General features: G+C 69.7%; 13 protein-coding genes and 4 pseudogenes. 5 read left to right on the top strand and 12 right to left on the bottom strand.

Features of this window, described 5'->3' with window-relative positions:
* Window positions 1-36: 36 nt before the first annotated feature.
* From gyrB to dnaA, 4 genes and pseudogenes are all read right to left on the bottom strand, one after another.
* A complete protein-coding gene (gene gyrB, locus LJB71_RS01600) occupies window positions 37-2,499 on the bottom strand; it encodes a DNA topoisomerase (ATP-hydrolyzing) subunit B (RefSeq protein ID WP_259302835.1) in 2,463 nt (820 codons plus the stop codon).
* 114 nt (window positions 2,500-2,613) lie between these two features.
* Window positions 2,614-3,707, bottom strand: a pseudogene (gene recF, locus LJB71_RS01595) (DNA replication/repair protein RecF).
* An 88-nt stretch (window positions 3,708-3,795) separates the two neighbouring features.
* Entirely contained in the window at window positions 3,796-4,896 is a 1,101-nt protein-coding gene (dnaN, locus tag LJB71_RS01590; protein WP_259302834.1) for a DNA polymerase III subunit beta, read from the bottom strand.
* Between the two features lie 252 nt (window positions 4,897-5,148).
* On the bottom strand, window positions 5,149-6,474 hold the full coding sequence (gene dnaA / locus LJB71_RS01585) for a chromosomal replication initiator protein DnaA (RefSeq protein WP_259302833.1): 1,326 nt from the start codon (window positions 6,472-6,474) through the stop codon (window positions 5,149-5,151).
* Window positions 6,475-6,679: 205 nt separating this feature from the next.
* On the opposite strand from dnaA, the gene rpmH reads away from it, so the two are divergent.
* From rpmH to LJB71_RS01560, 5 genes and pseudogenes are all read left to right on the top strand, one after another.
* Complete coding sequence (gene rpmH, locus LJB71_RS01580; RefSeq protein WP_156640208.1) at window positions 6,680-6,820, top strand: 50S ribosomal protein L34; 141 nt, start codon at window positions 6,680-6,682, stop codon at window positions 6,818-6,820.
* A 44-nt stretch (window positions 6,821-6,864) separates the two neighbouring features.
* Window positions 6,865-7,317 (top strand): annotated as a pseudogene (rnpA, locus tag LJB71_RS01575) (ribonuclease P protein component); the annotation flags it as partial.
* Window positions 7,318-7,372: 55 nt separating this feature from the next.
* Complete coding sequence (yidC, locus tag LJB71_RS01570) at window positions 7,373-9,016, top strand: membrane protein insertase YidC (protein WP_259302832.1); 1,644 nt, start codon at window positions 7,373-7,375, stop codon at window positions 9,014-9,016.
* Window positions 9,017-9,086: 70 nt separating this feature from the next.
* Window positions 9,087-10,487: a tRNA uridine-5-carboxymethylaminomethyl(34) synthesis GTPase MnmE gene (gene mnmE / locus LJB71_RS01565; RefSeq protein ID WP_259302831.1), complete on the top strand. Its 1,401-nt coding sequence runs from the start codon at window positions 9,087-9,089 to the stop codon at window positions 10,485-10,487.
* A gap of 139 nt (window positions 10,488-10,626) precedes the next feature.
* A pseudogene (locus tag LJB71_RS01560) lies at window positions 10,627-11,620 on the top strand (energy transducer TonB).
* Window positions 11,621-11,692: 72 nt separating this feature from the next.
* Here LJB71_RS01560 and LJB71_RS01555 read toward each other — a convergent pair.
* The 8 genes and pseudogenes from LJB71_RS01555 to LJB71_RS01520 all read right to left on the bottom strand — a co-directional run bounded on the left by LJB71_RS01555 (window position 11,693) and on the right by LJB71_RS01520 (window position 17,069).
* The gene (locus LJB71_RS01555) at window positions 11,693-12,886 is read right to left on the bottom strand and encodes an ABC transporter permease (RefSeq protein ID WP_259302830.1); all 1,194 of its coding nucleotides are present in this window, start codon (window positions 12,884-12,886) and stop codon (window positions 11,693-11,695) included.
* Window positions 12,883-13,638, bottom strand: coding sequence for an ATP-binding cassette domain-containing protein (locus LJB71_RS01550; protein WP_259302829.1), 756 nt, complete (start codon window positions 13,636-13,638; stop codon window positions 12,883-12,885). The genes LJB71_RS01555 and LJB71_RS01550 overlap by 4 nt, the downstream gene beginning before the upstream one ends.
* 40 nt (window positions 13,639-13,678) lie before the next feature.
* Window positions 13,679-15,223: an alpha/beta hydrolase gene (locus LJB71_RS01545; RefSeq protein WP_259302828.1), complete on the bottom strand. Its 1,545-nt coding sequence runs from the start codon at window positions 15,221-15,223 to the stop codon at window positions 13,679-13,681.
* Between the two features lie 45 nt (window positions 15,224-15,268).
* Window positions 15,269-15,466 carry a helix-turn-helix transcriptional regulator gene (locus LJB71_RS01540; RefSeq protein WP_259302827.1) on the bottom strand — a complete coding sequence of 66 codons (198 nt, stop codon included), beginning with the start codon at window positions 15,464-15,466 and terminating at the stop codon, window positions 15,269-15,271.
* Between the two features lie 10 nt (window positions 15,467-15,476).
* Window positions 15,477-15,785, bottom strand: coding sequence for a hypothetical protein (locus LJB71_RS01535; protein WP_259302826.1), 309 nt, complete (start codon window positions 15,783-15,785; stop codon window positions 15,477-15,479).
* On the bottom strand, window positions 15,782-16,072 hold the full coding sequence (locus tag LJB71_RS01530; protein WP_259302825.1) for a hypothetical protein: 291 nt from the start codon (window positions 16,070-16,072) through the stop codon (window positions 15,782-15,784). Before LJB71_RS01530 ends, LJB71_RS01535 begins: the two co-directional genes overlap by 4 nt.
* A gap of 4 nt (window positions 16,073-16,076) precedes the next feature.
* Window positions 16,077-16,247, bottom strand: a complete 171-nt coding sequence (locus LJB71_RS01525) for a hypothetical protein (protein ID WP_259302824.1) — start codon at window positions 16,245-16,247, stop codon at window positions 16,077-16,079.
* A gap of 98 nt (window positions 16,248-16,345) precedes the next feature.
* Window positions 16,346-17,069, bottom strand: a pseudogene (locus LJB71_RS01520) (FAD-binding oxidoreductase).
* Between the last annotated feature and the right edge of the window lie 91 nt (window positions 17,070-17,160).

The following is a 17,160-nucleotide window of genomic DNA, read 5'->3' as shown; positions in this document are numbered from 1 at the left end:
CCGGTTGGCCTGCCTGGGACAGCGCGAGAGGGGCCGTCACACGTCCAGGTTGGCGACCTTGAGCGCGTTGTCCTCGATGAACTCGCGGCGGGGTTCGACCACATCCCCCATCAACGTGCTGAACAGGGCATCGGCGGCCACCGCGTCCTCCAGCTTCACCTGCAGCAGGCGGCGGGTGTCCGGGTTCACCGTGGTGTCCCACAGCTGCTCCGGGTTCATCTCGCCGAGGCCCTTGAAGCGCTGGATCTGGCGGCCCTTCTTGGCCTCCTCCATCAGCCAGGCCTGCGCCTCGGCGAAGCAGGTGACCGGCTGCGTCTTGTTGCCGCGCAGGATGCGTGCGCCGTCGCGCACCAGCCCGTGCAGCTGGGCGGCGGCATCGCGCAACGCCTTCAGCTCGCCATGCTCGAACAGCGCTTGCGGCAGCACCTGGGTCAGCTCCTCGCCCATGTGCGCGCGGGTCACCAGCAGCGCCGCCGGACGGCCCTCCTGCGCGGCCTGCCAGCGCAGCGCGTAGCGCGGCTTGCCGAGGCCGCGCTGGTTGAGGCGGGACACCAATGCCGCCAGCGCCGGGTCCAGGTCGCCGTGCGCGGCCACGCTGGCGGCGTCCAACGGCAGGAAGTCGATCAGCGCTTCCAGCACGGCCGGATCGAAGCGGTGCGCGTTGCGGGCGATCGCCTCACGGGCCTTGGCATACGCCAGCAACAGAGATTCCAGCGCGGCGCCCTCGATCGCAGGCTCGCCCTCGGCCGGCACCAGGGCCGCGCCTTCCACCGCGTTGCCGGCCAGGTAGGCATCCAGCGCGGCATCGTCCTTCAGGTATAGCTCGTTCTTGCCCTGCTTGATCTTGTACAGCGGCGGCAGGCCGATGTAGATGTGGCCGCGGTCGATCAGCTCCGGCATCTGCCGGTAGAAGAAGGTCAGCAGCAGGGTGCGGATGTGGCTGCCGTCCACGTCGGCATCGGTCATGATGATGACGCGGTGGTAGCGCAGCTTGTCCGGGTTGTACTCGTCCTTGCCGATGCCGGTGCCGAGCGCGGTGATCAGGGTGCCGACCTCCGCGCTGGCCAGCATGCGGTCGAAGCGCGCGCGCTCGACGTTGAGGATCTTGCCGCGCAGCGGCAGCACCGCCTGGTTCTTGCGGTTGCGGCCCTGCTTGGCGCTGCCGCCCGCCGAGTCGCCCTCGACGATGAACAACTCCGACAGCGCCGGATCCTTTTCCTGGCAGTCGGCCAGCTTGCCCGGAAGACCCGCGATGTCGAGCGCGCCCTTGCGGCGGGTGAGGTCGCGCGCCTTGCGCGCGGCCTCGCGCGCGCGGGCGGCATCCACGATCTTGCCGGCGATCGCCTTGGCTTCGTTCGGGTGCTCCTGCAGGAACTCCTCGAGGCGGGCGGAGAAGATGCCCTCCACCACCGGGCGCACGTCCGAGGAAACCAGCTTTTCCTTGGTCTGGCTGGAGAAGCTGGGGTCCGGCACCTTCACCGACAGCACCGCGATCATGCCTTCGCGCATGTCATCACCAGACAGCGCCACCTTGGCCTGCCTGGCGATGCCGCTCTGTTCGATGTAGTTCGTGAGTGTGCGGGTCAGCGCCGCGCGGAAGCCCTGCAGATGGGTGCCGCCGTCCTTCTGCGGGATGTTGTTGGTGAAGCAGAACATCGTTTCCTGGTAGGCGTCGGTCCACTGCAGGGCGACTTCCACCGTGATGCCATTCTGCTCGCCGCTCACCGAGATCACGGTCGGGTGCAGCGGGGTCTTGAGCTGGGCCAGATGCTCCACGAAGCTGCGGATGCCGCCTTCGTACTGGAACACGTCGCGGCGGCCCTCGCCGCGCTCGTCCACCAGGGTGATCTTGACCCCGGAGTTGAGGAAGCTGAGCTCGCGCAGGCGGCGCGCGAGGATCTCGTAGTGGAACTCGACGTCGCTGAAAGTCTCGGACGAAGGCCAGAAGCGCAGCGTGGTGCCGCGCCGGCCGCCCTGCTCGCCGACCCGCCTGAGCGGATACACCGGCTCGCCCAGCGCATATTCCTGCTGGTGGTGGCCACCGTCGCGCCAGATATCCAGGGTGAGCTTGCTGGAGAGCGCATTGACCACCGACACGCCCACGCCGTGCAGGCCGCCGGAAACCTTGTAGCTGTTGTCGTCGAACTTGCCGCCCGCGTGCAGCACGGTGAGGATCACCTCCGCCGCCGACACGCCCTCTTCCTTGTGGATGTCCACCGGAATACCGCGCCCGTTGTCCGCGACGCTGACCGAGCCGTCGGCATGGATGGTGACCACGATGTCGTCGGCGTGACCGGCCAGGGCCTCGTCCACCGAGTTGTCCACCACCTCGAACACCATGTGGTGCAGGCCGGTGCCGTCATGGACATCGCCGATGTACATGCCCGGACGCTTGCGCACCGCTTCCAGCCCGCGCAGGACGGTGATCTTGCTGGAATCGTAGTTGCTGTTCGGGGTGGTTTCGGGCGACTGGCCCGGGGTCTGTTCGTTCTGCGACATCGACGCGTTCGACTCCCGCGGCGCGCCAGGACGCGCCAGGACACATTAGCTATAGGAATCCACAGTATAGCCCACCCTGCCGCGCGGCACGCTGACGAAGCCGCTCCCGACCCTTCAGCCCGCGCCGGGCAGAGGCCCGGAGACGGCGCCATGTTCCACGTGGAACAATGCCGCAGGGATATCCGCAACCGGCCACCCCGGCGGCCGCTCGGTTCCGGTCACCAGCACCTGGGCGCCAGTGCCGGCCAGCAGCGCCAGTACCCGCCGCTGGTGCTGGCGATCCAGTTCCGACCCCAGATCGTCCAGCTGCAGCAGCGGCCACGCCCCGCGGCATTCGGCCAGATGCGCCGCCTGCGCGAGCAGCAGGGCCAGCGCCAGCTGCTTGGCCTGCCCGCGCGACAGCCCGTCCCGCCCCGGCAGCGACTGCAGGACGAAGCGCAGGTCGGCCCGGTGCGGCCCCAGCGTGGTGTGCCCCAGCGCCAGGTCGCGCTCGCGCGACAGCAGCAGGGCATCCGCCAGCCCCAGCTCCTGCCGCTTCCAGCCGGGCTGCAGGCCCAGTTCGATGCTGCCGGCGGCCGGCAGCAGCAGCGGCAGCATGCGCGCCAGGTGCGGCTGCAATCCTGCGACGTAGGCCTGACGCAGCCCGGTGATGGCTTCCCCGGCCAGGGCCAGCTCGTGCTCCCAGGCCTCCAGCGACGCCCCCCGCCCTGCCGCAGCAAGCTGTTGCGCTGCTTGAGCGCGCGCGCATAGCGCCGCCACTGCGGAAGGAAACCATGTTCCACGTGGAACATGCCCCAGTCGAGATAGCGGCGGCGAACCTCGCTGCTGCCATCGACCAGCGCATGACTGCCCGGCTCGAAGGTCACCACCGCCAGCGCCTCGCACAGCGTCCCGAGCTGAGTCACGTCCTGCCCGTCCAGGCGTGCCTGCCAGGCATTGCCGCTATGCCGCAACCCGGCGCGGTGCGGCGCCCCCTGCGCATCCTCCCACTCCACGTACACCTGCAGTGCCGGCGCGCCCTGCCGGATCAAGCCATCGCGCACCCGCCCACGAAAGCTGCGGGCATGCGCCAACAGGTGCAAGGCCTCGAGCAGGCTGGTCTTGCCGCTGCCGTTGTCGCCGGTGATGAGGTTGAACCCCGGCTGCGGCGCGAAGCGGACCTCATCGAACCGGCGCAGTCCCTCCACGCGTAGCTGGTGGATCAGCATGGCGTGTCCGACCGACCGGCATCAAAACGGCGACGCCCGGGCAGTGCCGGGCGTCGCAAGTCATGTTCCACGTGGAACACGCGCGAAATCACAGCCGCAAAGGCATGACCACGTGCCGCGCATGCTGACTGTCGGCGCCGCGCACCAGGGCAGAGGAATTGGCATCGCGCATCTGGATCACGACGTACTCGTCGCGCAGCGCGGTCAATGCCTCCAGCAGGTAGGTGACATTGAAGCCGATCGCCAGGCCATCGACCGCGGTCTCCACCTCCACATCCTCCTGCGCTTCTTCCTGCTCGGGATTGTGCGCGCTGATCTTCAGCAGGTTCGGTGCCACTTCCAGGCGCACGCCGCGGTACTTCTCGTTGGACAGGATGGCGGCGCGCTGCAGGGCGGCGCGCAGGGCTTCGCGGTCCACCTTCACTTCGCGGTCGGCGCCAAGCGGGATCACCGCCTCGTAATCCGGGAACTTGCCGTCGATCAGCTTGCTGGTGAAGGTGACATCGTCGCGCTTGATGCGGATATGACCTTTGCCGACTTCCAGCTCCAGCTGGCGGTCGCCGCCTTCCAGCAGGCGCTGCAGCTCCTGCACGCCCTTGCGCGGCACGATGATCTGGCGCCTGCCACCGGGCCCGGCCTCCAGACTGGCCTCGCACAGGGCCAGGCGGTGACCGTCGGTGGCCACGCAGCGCAGGGCGTTCTCGCGCAGGTCGAACAGCAGGCCGTTGAGGTAGTAACGCACATCCTGCTGGGCCATCGCGAAGGCGGTGCGTTCCAGCAGCTCCTTCAGGGCCGCCTCGGGGATGGTGACGCGCTCGCTGGCATCCACTTCATCCAGCGCCGGGAAATCGTTCGCCGACAGGCTGGACAGGCTGAAGCGGCTGCGGCCGGCCTGTACGCTGACCTTGTCGCCGCTCTGGGACACGGTGACGCGACTGCCGTCCGGAAGCGAGCGCACGATCTCGAAGAACTTGCGGGCGGGAATGGTGATTTCCCCGTTCACTGCGTCATCCGCGCCGGTGCGGGCCACCATCTCCACCTCCAGGTCGGTGCCCGTCAGCGCCAGCACGCCGTCCTGGATCCGCACCAGCAGGTTGGCCAGCACCGGCAGGGTATGCCGGCGTTCGACGACGTTGACGACCTGCGCCAACGGCTTGAGCAGCACTTCGCGTTGCAGTGAAAACCGCATGTTGACCCCTCGGCCGTTCGTTTGGGAGGCAGGGCAGGCAGGCTGCTCCTGCTTCTGGAAATGGAGATAAATCTGAAAACGGGGTGGTGCTGGTGTCCGGAAAATCCCGGGATAAGTGGTTCAAGTCATTGTTTTTACTTGTAAATCAAGTAATGGAAAAGCATTGCAAAACCGTGTCGGGTGCTGGGGAAAAGCTGTGGATGATTTTTCGGAGGGCGGCCATTCCGGACTTGTCCACAGTTTCTCCCGGCGTCACTCACTGAGTTTGCGCAACAGTTTTTCCCAATCCTCGTGCAGCTTGCCATCGCTTTCCATCAAGGTGCGGATCTGGCGGCAGGCGTGCAGCACGGTGGTGTGGTCGCGGCCGTCGAACGCCATCCCGATTTCCGGCAGGCTGTGCTCGGTCAACTCCTTGGCCAGCGCCATCGCCATCTGCCGCGGACGCGCCAGCGAACGGTTGCGCTTCTTCCCCAGCATCTCCCGCAGCTGCAGCCCGTAGTAGTCTGCCACGGCCTTCTGGATGTTGGGGATGCTGATCGACTGCTGCTGCGCGCGCCACAGGTCGCGCAGGGTCTCCTGGGCGAATTCCATGGTCACCGCGCGGCCCAGCAGGCCGGCCTGGGCGGTCAGCTTGTTGATCGCGCCTTCCAGCTCGCGCACGTTGCTGCGCATCTTCTTGGCGATCAGCTGGGCCACCTCGTCCGGGATCACCGCGCCGCGCTCGCGCGCCTTGGCCAGCACGATCTGGGCGCGGGTCTCGAAATCCGGCGGATCGATCGCCACCGACAGCCCCCAGCCCAGGCGCGACTTCAGGCGCGGCTCCAGCCCGTCCACCTCGCGCGGATAGCGGTCGCAGGTGAGGATGATCTGCTGGCGGCCCTCGAACAGCGCATTGAAGGTGTGGAAGAACTCCTCCTGGGTGCGGTCCTTGCCGGCGAAGAACTGGATGTCGTCGATCAGCAGCGCGTCGATCTTCTGGAACTGGCGCTTGAACTGGTCGGTGCTCTTTTCCTGCAGGGCGCGGAAGAACGCGTCGTAGAAGGTATTGGAGCGCAGGTACAGCACCCGCGCCTCGGGGTTGAGCCGGCGCATCTCGTTGCCGGCCGCGTGCATCAGGTGGGTCTTGCCGAGGCCGGTGCCGCCGTACAGCAACAGCGGGTTGTGGCCGCGGTCGCCCGGCTTTTGCGCCGCGTGCCAGGCGGCAGCGCGCGCCAGCTGGTTGCTGCGGCCTTCCACGAAATTGTCGAAGGTGTAGTGCAGGTCCACATTGCCCTGGAACGCCGCCGCCGCCGGGCCCGGGCGGGGCGCGATGGCCGGAGCAGCCGGCGCCGGTTCCGGCGCGCGGCGCGGGGCGCCGATGTCCAGCAGCACCTCGGTATTGCCGCCATAATGGCGCGCCAGTTCGCGGATGCGCGGCAGGAAGCGCGACTGCACCTCGTCGCGCACGAAGATGTTGGGCGCGTACAGCACCAGGCCATCGCCTTCGTGGGCGGCCTGCAGCGGGCGCAGCCAGGCCAGCACGTCCTCCTGCGGCAGTTCGGATTCCAGGCGTTGCAGGCAGGTGGGCCAAACATCCATGCGCGGGCGGGTCTCGAAAACGGAAACGAACCAGACGTCTGTGGAGCGCCTGTGGATAAGGTCGGGGAATGCGCCAGACTAGCATCGCCCCGGGCCGAGCAAAACCCCGCACACTCGGCGCCGCGCGCAGGCGGGCTTGCGTCGCGCCGGGACGGCCGCTATTATCCGCGGTCTTTTCCGTTGAAACAAAGCAAACAGGCCCGCCATGGCGACCAAGCGCACCTACCAGCCCAGCAACCTCAAGCGTAAGCGCGACCACGGTTTCCGCGCCCGGATGAAGACGGCCGACGGCCGCAAGGTGCTGGCCCGCCGCCGCGCCAAGGGCCGCCGTCGCCTGACGGTCTGACCCACACGGCCGCAAGGCCGTGTCCGGCCTTGTGCCGGAATCCGATGACCGCGCCCGTGACACCTCCGACGCCGGCCTCCGCACAGGATGCCGGCGTCGTCGCGTCTGCCGATCGCCTCCGCCACGGCTTCCCGCGCGCAGCGCGGGTGCGCGCCAAGGCCGAGTTCGCGCGCGTGTTCGAGACCGGCAAGCGCAAGACCGAGCCCGACCTCGCGCTGCACTGGCTGGAAGACGCCGCGCCCGCGCGGCTGGGGCTGGCGGTCTCGCGCAAGGTGGATTCGCGCGCGGTCGGCCGCAACCGGATCAAGCGCGCCCTGCGCGAAACGTTCCGCCAGCTGCGCCCGCAGCTGCGCCCCGGCGCTTACGTGATCGTCGCCCGCCGCGGCGCGGCGCAGGCCGATGCGGCGGCCCTGCGCGCCACCCTGCAGCGCCTGCTACGCCGCGCGGATGCGTTGCCCGCACCGGCCGCGGTCGGCACAATGCCGGCCGCGACGTCCTCCCATCCCCCCTTGATCCGGCTGCGCGCATGCGCGGTCCCGAGACGGCTGACGAATGAACCAGACCCGCACCTTCCTGCTTGCCGCCTGGCTGATGGTGGCCTTCCTGCTCTGGCGCGAATGGGGTACGCCGCCGCAGGAGACCGCAGCGGCCGCAGTGCCAGCGGCCACCGCCACTGGGGCCCTGGCCGCGGTGCCCGCGATCCCGGCCGCGACGCCCGCCGCGTCCGCCCCCGCTGCCGCCGCCAGCGTGGCGGTCCCGGCCCCGGTCAGCGTGCAGCTGCGCAACGACGTGCTGGCGCTGGTGCTGGATGGCCGCGCGGTGACCCATGCCGAATTGCTGAAGTATCCGCAGAGCCGCGCTCCGGGCAGTCCGCCGGTGGTGTTGTTCGATGCCGACCCGACCCGCTTCTTCGCGGCCGAGGCGCTCTGGCGCGATGCGCAGGGGCGCGAGCTGGCCTGGCAGCCGCAGGGCGCGGCGCGTGCGTTCACCCTGGCCGCCGGGCAGCCGCGTGTGCAGGCGGTGTTCGAAGCAACCGCCGCCAGCGGCCTGCGCGTGCAGCGCACCTTCACCCTGGCCCGCGGCAGCTACGCGCTGCAGGTGCGCGACGAGGTCGTGAACGCCGGCAGCAGCCCGTGGAGCGGCGACATCGACCGCCGCCTGGAGCGCGTCCCGCCGGTGGTCAAGAGCGGCTTCACCAATCCCGAATCCTTCAGCCTCAACGGTGCGGCCTGGTACAGCCCGCAGGACAAATACAAGAAGCGCAAGTACCCGGACTTCACCAAGGACGGCCCGCTGAACCTGCAGGTGACCGGCGGCTGGGTGGCGCTGTCGCAGCATTATTTCCTCGCGGCCTGGGTACCGCAGCCGGACCAGCCGGCGCTGTACACGCTGGGCGAGAAGGGAGCGCTGTACAGCATCAGCGCGCGCGGCCCGGCGATCACCCTGGCACCCGGCCAGCGCTTTGAAAGCGATGCCACCCTGTGGGTCGGGCCGAAGCTGGCCGACAAGCTCGATGCCACCGCGCCGGGGCTGGGGCTGGCCATGGACTACGGCATCTTCACCGTGCTCTCCAAGCCCATCCACTGGCTGCTGACCCAGCTGCACAAGCTGACCCACAACTGGGGCTGGGCGATCGTGCTGCTGGTGGTGCTGATCAAGCTGGTGCTGTATCCGCTGTCGGCCGCGCAGTACCGCTCGATGGCCAAGATGCGCAAGTTCCAGCCGCGCATCGAGCAGCTCAAGGAGCGCTACGGCGACGACAAGCAGAAGTTCCAGATGGCGATGCTGGACCTGTACAAGAAGGAGAAGATCAATCCGGCCGGCGGCTGCCTGCCGGTGCTGATCCAGATGCCGGTGTTCCTGGCCCTGTATTACGTGCTGCTGGAGGCGGTCGAGCTGCGCCAGGCGCCGTGGATCGTCGGCTGGGTCAACGACCTCACCGCGCGCGATCCCTACTTCATCCTGCCGCTGCTCAACGCCGCGATCATGTTCCTGACCCAGCGCATGACCCCGATGGTCGGCATGGACCCGATGCAGAAGAAAATGATGCAGCTGATGCCGCTGGTGATGGCGGTGATGTTCGCCTTCTTCCCCGCCGGCCTGGTGCTGTACTGGGTCACCAACGGTGCGCTGGGCATGCTGCAGCAGTGGTGGAACACCAAGCGCTTCGCCGAGGCGCCGGCCAAGGCCGCCTGACCTGCGCCGCCACGCGCCCTGCACGGACCCGCCGCGCGGCGGGTCCGTGCGTTTTTGCGATCATGCCGCGATGAACCACGCCGCCGCCAGCCCCGCCACCATCGTCGCCATCGCCAGCGCGCCGGGCACGGGCGGGGTGGGGATCGTGCGCCTGTCGGGCCCACGCGCGAAGGCGATCGCGGAAACCGTGTGCGCGCGCCGGCTGCGGGTGCGCCATGCCCACCACGTGCGCTTCCTGGACGCCGACGGCACTCCGATCGACGACGGCATCGCGCTGTATTTCCGCGCCCCGGCCAGCTTCACCGGCGAGGACGTGGTGGAGCTGCAGGCGCACGGCAGCCCGGTGCTGCTGCGCGCGCTGGTGGCGCGCTGCGTGGCGCTGGGTGCGCAGCAGGCCGGGCCGGGCGAATTCAGCCAGCGCGCCTTCCTCAACGGCAAGCTGGACCTGGCCCAGGCCGAGGCGATCGCCGACCTCATCGCCGCCGCCGACCTGCAGGCTGCGCGCGCGGCGCGGCGCTCGCTGGACGGCGTGTTCTCGCGCCGGGTCGAGGCCGTGATGGCCGGCGTGCTGGGCCTGCGGGTGCAGGTCGAGGCCGCGATCGATTTCGCCGACGAACCGCTGGACACCCTCGGCGGCGAGGCCCTGCGGCGCGCGCTGGAGCAGGCCGCGCGCGAATTGGCCACGCTCCGGGACGAAGCCGAGCGCGGCCGCCGCCTGCGCGACGGCCTGCACGCGGTGCTGGTGGGGCCGCCGAATGCCGGCAAGAGCTCGCTGCTGAACGCGCTGGCCGGCAGTGCGCGCGCGATCGTCACCGACATCGCCGGCACCACCCGCGACCTGCTCCAGGAAACCGTGCGGATCGACGGGGTCGAGCTCACGCTGGTCGATACCGCCGGGCTGCGCGAGGCCGGCGATGCGATCGAGGCCGAGGGCATCCGCCGCGCGCGCGCCGAACTGGCGCGCGCCGATCTGGCGCTGGTGGTGCTGGACGCGCGCGACCCTGGGGCCGGGCGCGCGGCGGTCGCCGCCGACCTGGCCGCGGTGCCGCAGGTGCTATGGGTGCACAACAAGGCCGACCTGCTGCCGCAGTTGCCCGCGCTCGGCGCGGATGCGCTGGCGGTCTCGGCGCAGACCGGCGCCGGGCTGCCCGCACTGCACGCACGGCTGGCGGCGCTGGCGGTCTCGGCGCAGACCGGCGCCGGGCTGCCCGCACTGCACGCACGGCTGGCGGCGCTGGCCGGGGCGAGCGGTGGCGACGGCGCGTTCTCCGCGCGCGCGCGCCACGTGGAGGCGCTGACGCGCGCGCAGGCGTGGCTGCGGCAAGCCGGCGCGGAGCTTGCGCACGAGCGCCTGGAACTGGCGGCCGAGGCCCTGGCGGCGGCGCATTCCAGCCTCGGCGAAATCGGCGGGCGGGTGGATGCGGATGCGCTACTCGGTCACATTTTCGCCAGCTTCTGCATCGGAAAGTGAGCGCGGACGCACCTTTGGCTTGACAAGCCGGCGCCGCTGCCGCGTGCTATCGTGGAACCGGGTGCATCTCCACAGGGGAATCAGGAACATGTCTGCAAGCAACAAGCGGCACCAGGGGCTGGTGCCGGTCGCATTGACGATGGCAGTGGTGGTCGCGTTGGCCGGCTGCAAGAAGGACGAGGCGGCCACAGCCGGCCCGCAGGCCGCTCCGACGGCGGCCAAGGCGCCCACCCCGGAATCGGTGGTGGCGACTTCGGTCTCCGCGATGGGCGTGGACGAGCTGCGCGAGGCCGCCAGCAAGGCGTACAACGAGAATCGCCTGTACGCGCCGGCTGGCAACAACGCCATGGAGTACTACCTGGCCCTGCGCGACAAGCAGCCGGGCAACGCCAGTGCCGCCAGCGCCCTCAGCGACCTGCTGCCGATGGCGGTGATCGCCGCCGACCAGGCGCTGGCGCGCGACGACCTCGACGAAGCCAAGCGGCTGGTGGCCCTGATCGGCAAGGCCGATCCCAACCATCCGGCGCTGGGGCGGCTGAAGGCGGGCGTCGCGGGCGCCGAGGCGACGGCCAAAAAAGCGCGCCGAAGCCCAGGCCCTGAGTGCCGAGGAGGAGGCCAAGCGCAGGGCCGAGCTGGCCAAGCAGCGCGAGGAAGACCAGAAGAAGCTGCAGGAACAGCAGCGCCAGCAGCAGGCCGCGGCCGAGCAGCAGCGCCAGCAGCAGGCCGCCGCCGAGGCCGAAGCCGAACGGGTGCGCCAGCAGCAGGCGGCCGCCGCCGAAGCCGAACGGCAGCGCCAGCAGCAGGCCGCCGCGCAGCAGAAAGCGCAGGCGGCCGCATCGGCACCGGCACAGCGTCCGGCCGCGGCGGGCGGCACCGAACTACGGCCGATCAGCCTGCCGGGGCCGAAGTATCCGCCGGCGGCCCAGCGCGCCGGCGCCAGCGGGTCGGTGCAGGTGGAATACACCGTCGGCACCGACGGCAGCGTCACCAGCGCGCGGGTGGTCTCCGCCGACGTGCCGCGCCAGTTCCAGCGCGATTTCGAGCGCGAGGCGCTGGCCGCGGTCAAACGCTGGCGCTTCCAGCCGGTGGGCCAGGCCGTCACCAGCCGCCGCACGATCGCGTTCGAGCAGTAGTCCGGGCGACGATGCGGCACGAAAAAGCCCGGCATGCGCCGGGCTTTTTCGTGGCAGCGAGGTGACGCCGGATCAGGCTGAAATCGCCAGCTTTTCCTGGCGGTAGCGCCACACCGCCAGCGCCCAGAGCACGGCCGCCAGCGCCAGCGAGCTGGCCAGGTACAGCGCCCACTGCTCCATCGACGCGGCTTCGCCACGGGTGATCTTCTGGATCAGCTGGTTCTGCGCCAGGAACGGCACCGCGTACTGCCACACCGCGGTGTCTTTCAACGGATACGCCATCAGCCCGTAGGCCGGCAGCATCGGCAGCAGCATCAGCCACATGATGTGGCTCTGCGCTTCCTTCATGCTCTTGGCGCCGGCCGCCAGCGCGGTGATCAGCGCGGTGCCGATCAGCACCAGCGGGACCAGGGTCAGCAGCAGCTTGCCCATCGCCAGGAAGCTCACGTCCATCTGCCTGGCCATGCCGCTGGCGAGGGTGGCCGAGACTTTGAACGAGACCAGGATCAGCAGCATGGTGGCCAGTCCCAGCAGCGCGGCCGCCAGCATCTTGCCGCCGACCAGCGCCGCGCGCGCGGCCGGGGTGGCCAGCAATGGCTCCAGCGATTGCCGCTCGCGTTCGCCGGCGGTGGTGTCCATCGCCAGGTGTGCACCGCCGATGAAGGCGAAGATGGTCAGGATCATTGGCAGCAGGATCGACATGAACTGGCTGTTCTTGGCTTCCGGCGTGGCCATGTCGCGGGTGCCCACCTGCAGCGGGGCGGCGATGGCCGGGTTGATGCCGCGCACCAGCAGGCGCATCGCGCCGACGCCGCTGCCGTAGCTCTCCAGCACCTTGCTGACCCGCGCCACCTTGACGTCGCCGTTGCGGCGGGTGGTGTCGGTGATGATGTCGATCTTGGCGGGCTTGCCGGCCGTCCAGTCCTTGGCGAAGTCGGCATCGATCGCCAGCGCCAGGTCTTCCTGCTGCGCGCGTACGCGCGCTTCGATGTCCGCCGGCGCCGGCTTGGCGTCGATGCCGTAGGTGGCCAGGAACTTCATCAGGTTCGGCGCCCGTTCCATGCCGACCACCGGCACGCTGAGGGTCTTCTCCAGCTGGGTCTCGGCGCGTAGCTGGGTGAGCTTGCCGATGCCCAGGAAGATCAGCGGGTACAGCAGTGGGGCCATCAGCAGCGACAGCAAGAACGTGCGGCGGTCGCGGAAGAAGTCCAGCCATTCCTTGCGCATCACCGTCAGCATCACGGTGGTAAAAGAGGTCTTGTTCATGCGTGCAGGCCCTCTTCGCTGCCGATCAGTTTCACGAAGGCGTCTTCCAGGTTGGTCTCGCCGGTGAGCGTGCGCAGCTCGTCCGGGGTGCCCTGCGCGGTGACCCGGCCGCTGGCGATGATCACGATGCGATCACACAGTGCGGCGACCTCCTGCATGATGTGGCTGGAAAAGATCACGCAGCGGCCTTCGGCGCGCAGCTCCTGCAGGAACCCACGCAGCCCGCGGGTGGTCATCACGTCGAGGCCGTTGGTGGGCTCGTCCAGGATCACGTTCTTCGGGTCATGCACCAGCGCGCGCGCGATCGCGGTCTTGGTGCGCTGGCCCTGCGAGAACCCTTCGGTGGCGCGGTCGAGGAAATCCTCCATCTGCAGCGCCTGCGCCAGCTTGCCGGTGCGCGCGGCGATCTCCGCCGGGGCCATCCCGTGCAGCCTGCCGAAGTAGTCGATGTTCTCGCGCGCGGTCAGGCGCTTGTACACGCCGCGCGCGTCGGGCAGCACGCCGAGGTGGCGGCGCACGCGCGCGGCGTCGCTGGCCACGTCGATGCCATCCACCAGCACGCGCCCGGATTCCGGGGCCATCAGGGTGTAGAGCATGCGCAGGGTGGTGGTCTTGCCGGCGCCGTTCGGACCCAGCAGGCCGGTGATCTCGCCGTCGCGGGCGGTGAAGCCGACGTCGTCCACGGCGACCACCGGGGTCTTGTCCTTGCCCCGTCCGGGGAAGGTCTTGCGGAGGTGTTCTGCAACGATCATTGCGTCAGTCCTTGAGAAGTCGTGTCGTGGCGGGGCCGGCTCAGGGCGCGGCGCCGTTGAAGCTGACGAAGGGGGCGGGGTAGCCGAGCTTGTCCAGGCAGGTCCCGTCCAGCGCCTTGGCGTCCGCGTGCTCGATGAACTGGGCAAGCAGCTTCGGCATGCAGCCAGCGCCCAGCACCGAGTGGCCCTGGCCCCGGAGCACGAACAGGCGGCCATTCGGCAGGTGCTGGACGATCTCCCTGCCGTAACGGGGCGGCGTCACCGGGTCGAATTCGCCGGCCAGCACCAGCGCCGGCACCGGGGTGGCCAGCGGCTGGTTGAAATCGGCGGGCACCTTGCCCTTCGGCCAGGCCTTGCACATCGCGGCCATGCCCGACGGCAGCGCGTTGCCCAGCACGGTGCCGGCGTCCTCGGCGCGGGTGACCATGCTGTCGGCGTCCTCGCTGCACACCACCGAGAGCTGCATGCCCATCGCCATCGCGTCCTGCATGCCGTCGGTCAGCATCCGCGCCAGCGCCATCAGGTTCTCGTAACGGCCGGCGTTGGCCTCGTGGATCAGCTTCGGCAGCAGCCCCGCGGCCAGCGGCATGTAGGCGTACATGCGGACCAGCCCGGCGACCGTCTCGGCGCGCAGGGTGCCCTGCTTCATCTCGCCGCTGGTGGCGTCGCGGTATTGCACCTGCGCCGGGTGCGCGCGCAGGGTGGTCAGCAGCACGTCGAGCTCGGCGCGCGGATCGCCCAGCGCGCCCCTGCAGGCGGGATCCTTGCTGCACAGGCCGAACTGCAGGGTGAGCGCGTCGTCCAGGTTGCGCGCGAAGATGTTGCCGAGGCCCAGTTTGTTGGGCACCGGCGAGTCCAGCACGATGCTGCGCGTGGCCTGTGGATGGCGCATGGCGTACTGCTGGGCCACGCGGGTGCCGTAGCTCACGCCGACCAGGTTGATCTGCTTGGCGCCGATCGCCTGGCGCACCGCGTCGAGGTCGGCGACCGCGTCGGTGGTGGTGTAGAAGCGCAGGTCGGCCTTCTTCGACAGCTCGGCCGCGCAGGCTGCCGCCTGTGCCTGCATCGCCGCGGGCGAGGTGTCGGCATCGTCGTCATCCTTGGATGGCCTGCACGACAGCAGATTGGAGCGCCCGGTGCCGCGCTGGTCGACCAGGATCACGCTGCGGTGCTTGCGGACTTCCTTGAACACGGGATCCATGGCCGGGAAGGTGTCCACCGCCGATTGGCCGGGGCCGCCGGCCAGGAAAAACACCGGGTCGGGCTGCTGTTCGCCATTGGCGGTCGGCTGCAGCCAGGCGAGGTTGAGCGTGATCTTGCGTGCTGCCGGATGCGCGCGGTCTTCCGGCACTGCATAGTGGCCACACAGCGCCTCCAGGCTGTCCTTGCTCATCGGCGAGCTGAGCGTGCATGGCGTGAACGGAATCGTGCCCAGCATCACCGGCTTGGCCGCGGCCACCGGCGCCGGCGAGCCGGCGGCGGGCGCGGTGCTGGCGTCCCCGGGCTTGGGTTGCAGGGCCTTGTAGCCGAGGATCGCGGCGGCGATCGCGGCGGCCAGCGCGAATCGGGTCTTGCGGGAGTTCATCGGGACGACCTCGCAGGAGGGGCGTGGTGGAAGGAGGGAAGGGGATCAGGGAGCATCGGGCAGGAACACGTCTTCGATCCGGCAATCGAACAGGCGGGCGATGCGGAACGCCAGCGGCAGCGACGGGTCGTACTTGCCGGTCTCCAGCGCGTTGACGGTCTGCCGCGAGACCTCCAGCCGCAGCGCCAGCTCGCCCTGCGACAGGCCCTCGCGTTCCCGCAGCTCGCGCAGGCGGTTGTTCACCGGGCGGGCCTCACAGGTAGCGCTTCGTCAGTGCCATCTTGGCGATGCCGTAGACGAGGCACAGCAGCGGGAACACCCAGATCATCGCGGCGGCGGCATCCAGGTCGATCACCTTCGCCTTCTGCAGCAGCCCGCCGGCGAAGTACAGCAGCGCCACCAGCAGGCTGGCGATGCCGATCGCCTCGGTCTCGATCCGCCGCTGCAGCTCGTCGATCTCGCGCAGGTAGCGCAGTGCGGCGCGCATCAACAGGGCGATCGGCAGCGCGGGCAGGATGGCCACCAGTGCGCGCAGCGGCAGCGAGTCGATCCCGCGTTTCACCGCCACAGCGACAGGAACAGGGTGAGGGAATAGGCGACCATGATCGGCCACAGCGCGCGCAGGTAGCGGCGGCCGGCCGGCTGCGCGTACATCTCGTCGCAGTGCTGGCGCCACCAGCGCGGCATCAGCGCCAGCAGCGCCGCACCCAGCAGGTAGCCGGCGCCGATCCCGGCCCACGTCCCCACCGCCGCGCCCGGCCAGGCCAGCAGCCAGCGGCCCGCGCCTGCCAGGGCCAGCGCGGCCAGGCCGATCACCACGAAGATCCACATCCAGCGGCGCAGGGTCATCGGTTCAACCCCGACGCGAGCGGGCGAGGAACACCACGCCCAGCGCGATGAGGGCCGAGCCCACGCCGATGAAGGCAGCCTGCCCGGCGGCCAGCGCGGCCGCCGAGAACGCCACGCCGGCACCGAGGAACGCGATCCCTGGGCCGCGCAGCTGCTTCGGGTCTTGCGGGGTCATGCGCCACCTCATGTCAAGGATGCTTGACACGACGATACGGTGCCCGCGGAACGCTTGTCAAGCTTCCTTGACAGCGCGGGCAATCCCGACCGGCGGGATCACTTGTTGCTGACGTACTTCTCGCGGCGAATCTGCGGCACCGGCAGCCGCATGCCTTTCAGCGCCTCGAAGGCCGCATCCACCATGTCCGGGTTGCCGCACAGGTAGGCGATGTCGCTGGCCGGATCGGGCGCCAGCTCCGGCAGCACGTTCTGCACGTAGCCGTGGCGCACGTCCGGATGCGCATGCGGCGAGCCTTCGGCCGGCAGCTCGCGCGACAGGCAGGGCAGATAGCGGAAGCGCGGATGGGCGTTGGCGAAGGCGCGGAACTCGTCGCCATACAGCAGCTCGGCCGGTGTGCGTGCGCCCTGCAGCAGCAGCACCTCGACGCCGCGCTCGGCCATCAGCCGCTCCAGCGCCGGCAGCATCGCCCGGTACGGGGGTGATGCCGGTGCCGGTGCCGATCAGCAGGTAGCGGCGGTTGCCGTCGTTCGGCAGCAGGCAGAAACGACCGAACGGGCCGCTGGCGTCCAGCATGGCGCCGATCGGCAGCGCCTCGAACAGTGCGGTGGCGGCGCCACCCGGCACGTAGCTGACCGCGATCTCCACCCGCGCATCCGGCACCGCGTCCAGCGCGCGCCCGACCGCGATCGAATAGCTGCGGCGCGCGGGCGTGCCGTCGGCGTACTGGAAGTGGATCTGGATGAACTGCCCCGGGATGCAGGGCAGGACCTGGCCGTCGGCGCGCTCGAACGAAAGGTGCGCCACGCTCGGCGCGATCATCCGGCGGGCGGTCAGTCTGAGCGGAAAATGGGAAATGGCCACGGGCTGCAACACTGCGTGGCATCGGGCGGGCCACGGGGCTGCCTATACT

The organism is Thermomonas sp. S9 (genome assembly GCF_024704365.1).
Lineage (GTDB): Bacteria > Pseudomonadota > Gammaproteobacteria > Xanthomonadales > Xanthomonadaceae > Thermomonas.
This window is presented reverse-complemented; position numbering and strand designations above follow the sequence as displayed.

Coding starts and splice junctions, on each gene's coding strand:
- gyrB (WP_259302835.1), bottom strand. CDS start 2,499: ATGTCGCAGAACGAACAGACCCCGGGCCAGTCGCCCGAAACCACCCCG.
- dnaN (WP_259302834.1), bottom strand. CDS start 4,896: ATGCGGTTTTCACTGCAACGCGAAGTGCTGCTCAAGCCGTTGGCGCAG.
- dnaA (WP_259302833.1), bottom strand. CDS start 6,474: ATGGATGTTTGGCCCACCTGCCTGCAACGCCTGGAATCCGAACTGCCG.
- rpmH (WP_156640208.1), top strand. CDS start 6,680: ATGGCGACCAAGCGCACCTACCAGCCCAGCAACCTCAAGCGTAAGCGC.
- yidC (WP_259302832.1), top strand. CDS start 7,373: ATGAACCAGACCCGCACCTTCCTGCTTGCCGCCTGGCTGATGGTGGCC.
- mnmE (WP_259302831.1), top strand. CDS start 9,087: ATGAACCACGCCGCCGCCAGCCCCGCCACCATCGTCGCCATCGCCAGC.
- LJB71_RS01555 (WP_259302830.1), bottom strand. CDS start 12,886: ATGAACAAGACCTCTTTTACCACCGTGATGCTGACGGTGATGCGCAAG.
- LJB71_RS01550 (WP_259302829.1), bottom strand. CDS start 13,638: ATGATCGTTGCAGAACACCTCCGCAAGACCTTCCCCGGACGGGGCAAG.
- LJB71_RS01545 (WP_259302828.1), bottom strand. CDS start 15,223: ATGAACTCCCGCAAGACCCGATTCGCGCTGGCCGCCGCGATCGCCGCC.
- LJB71_RS01530 (WP_259302825.1), bottom strand. CDS start 16,072: ATGACCCTGCGCCGCTGGATGTGGATCTTCGTGGTGATCGGCCTGGCC.
- LJB71_RS01525 (WP_259302824.1), bottom strand. CDS start 16,247: ATGACCCCGCAAGACCCGAAGCAGCTGCGCGGCCCAGGGATCGCGTTC.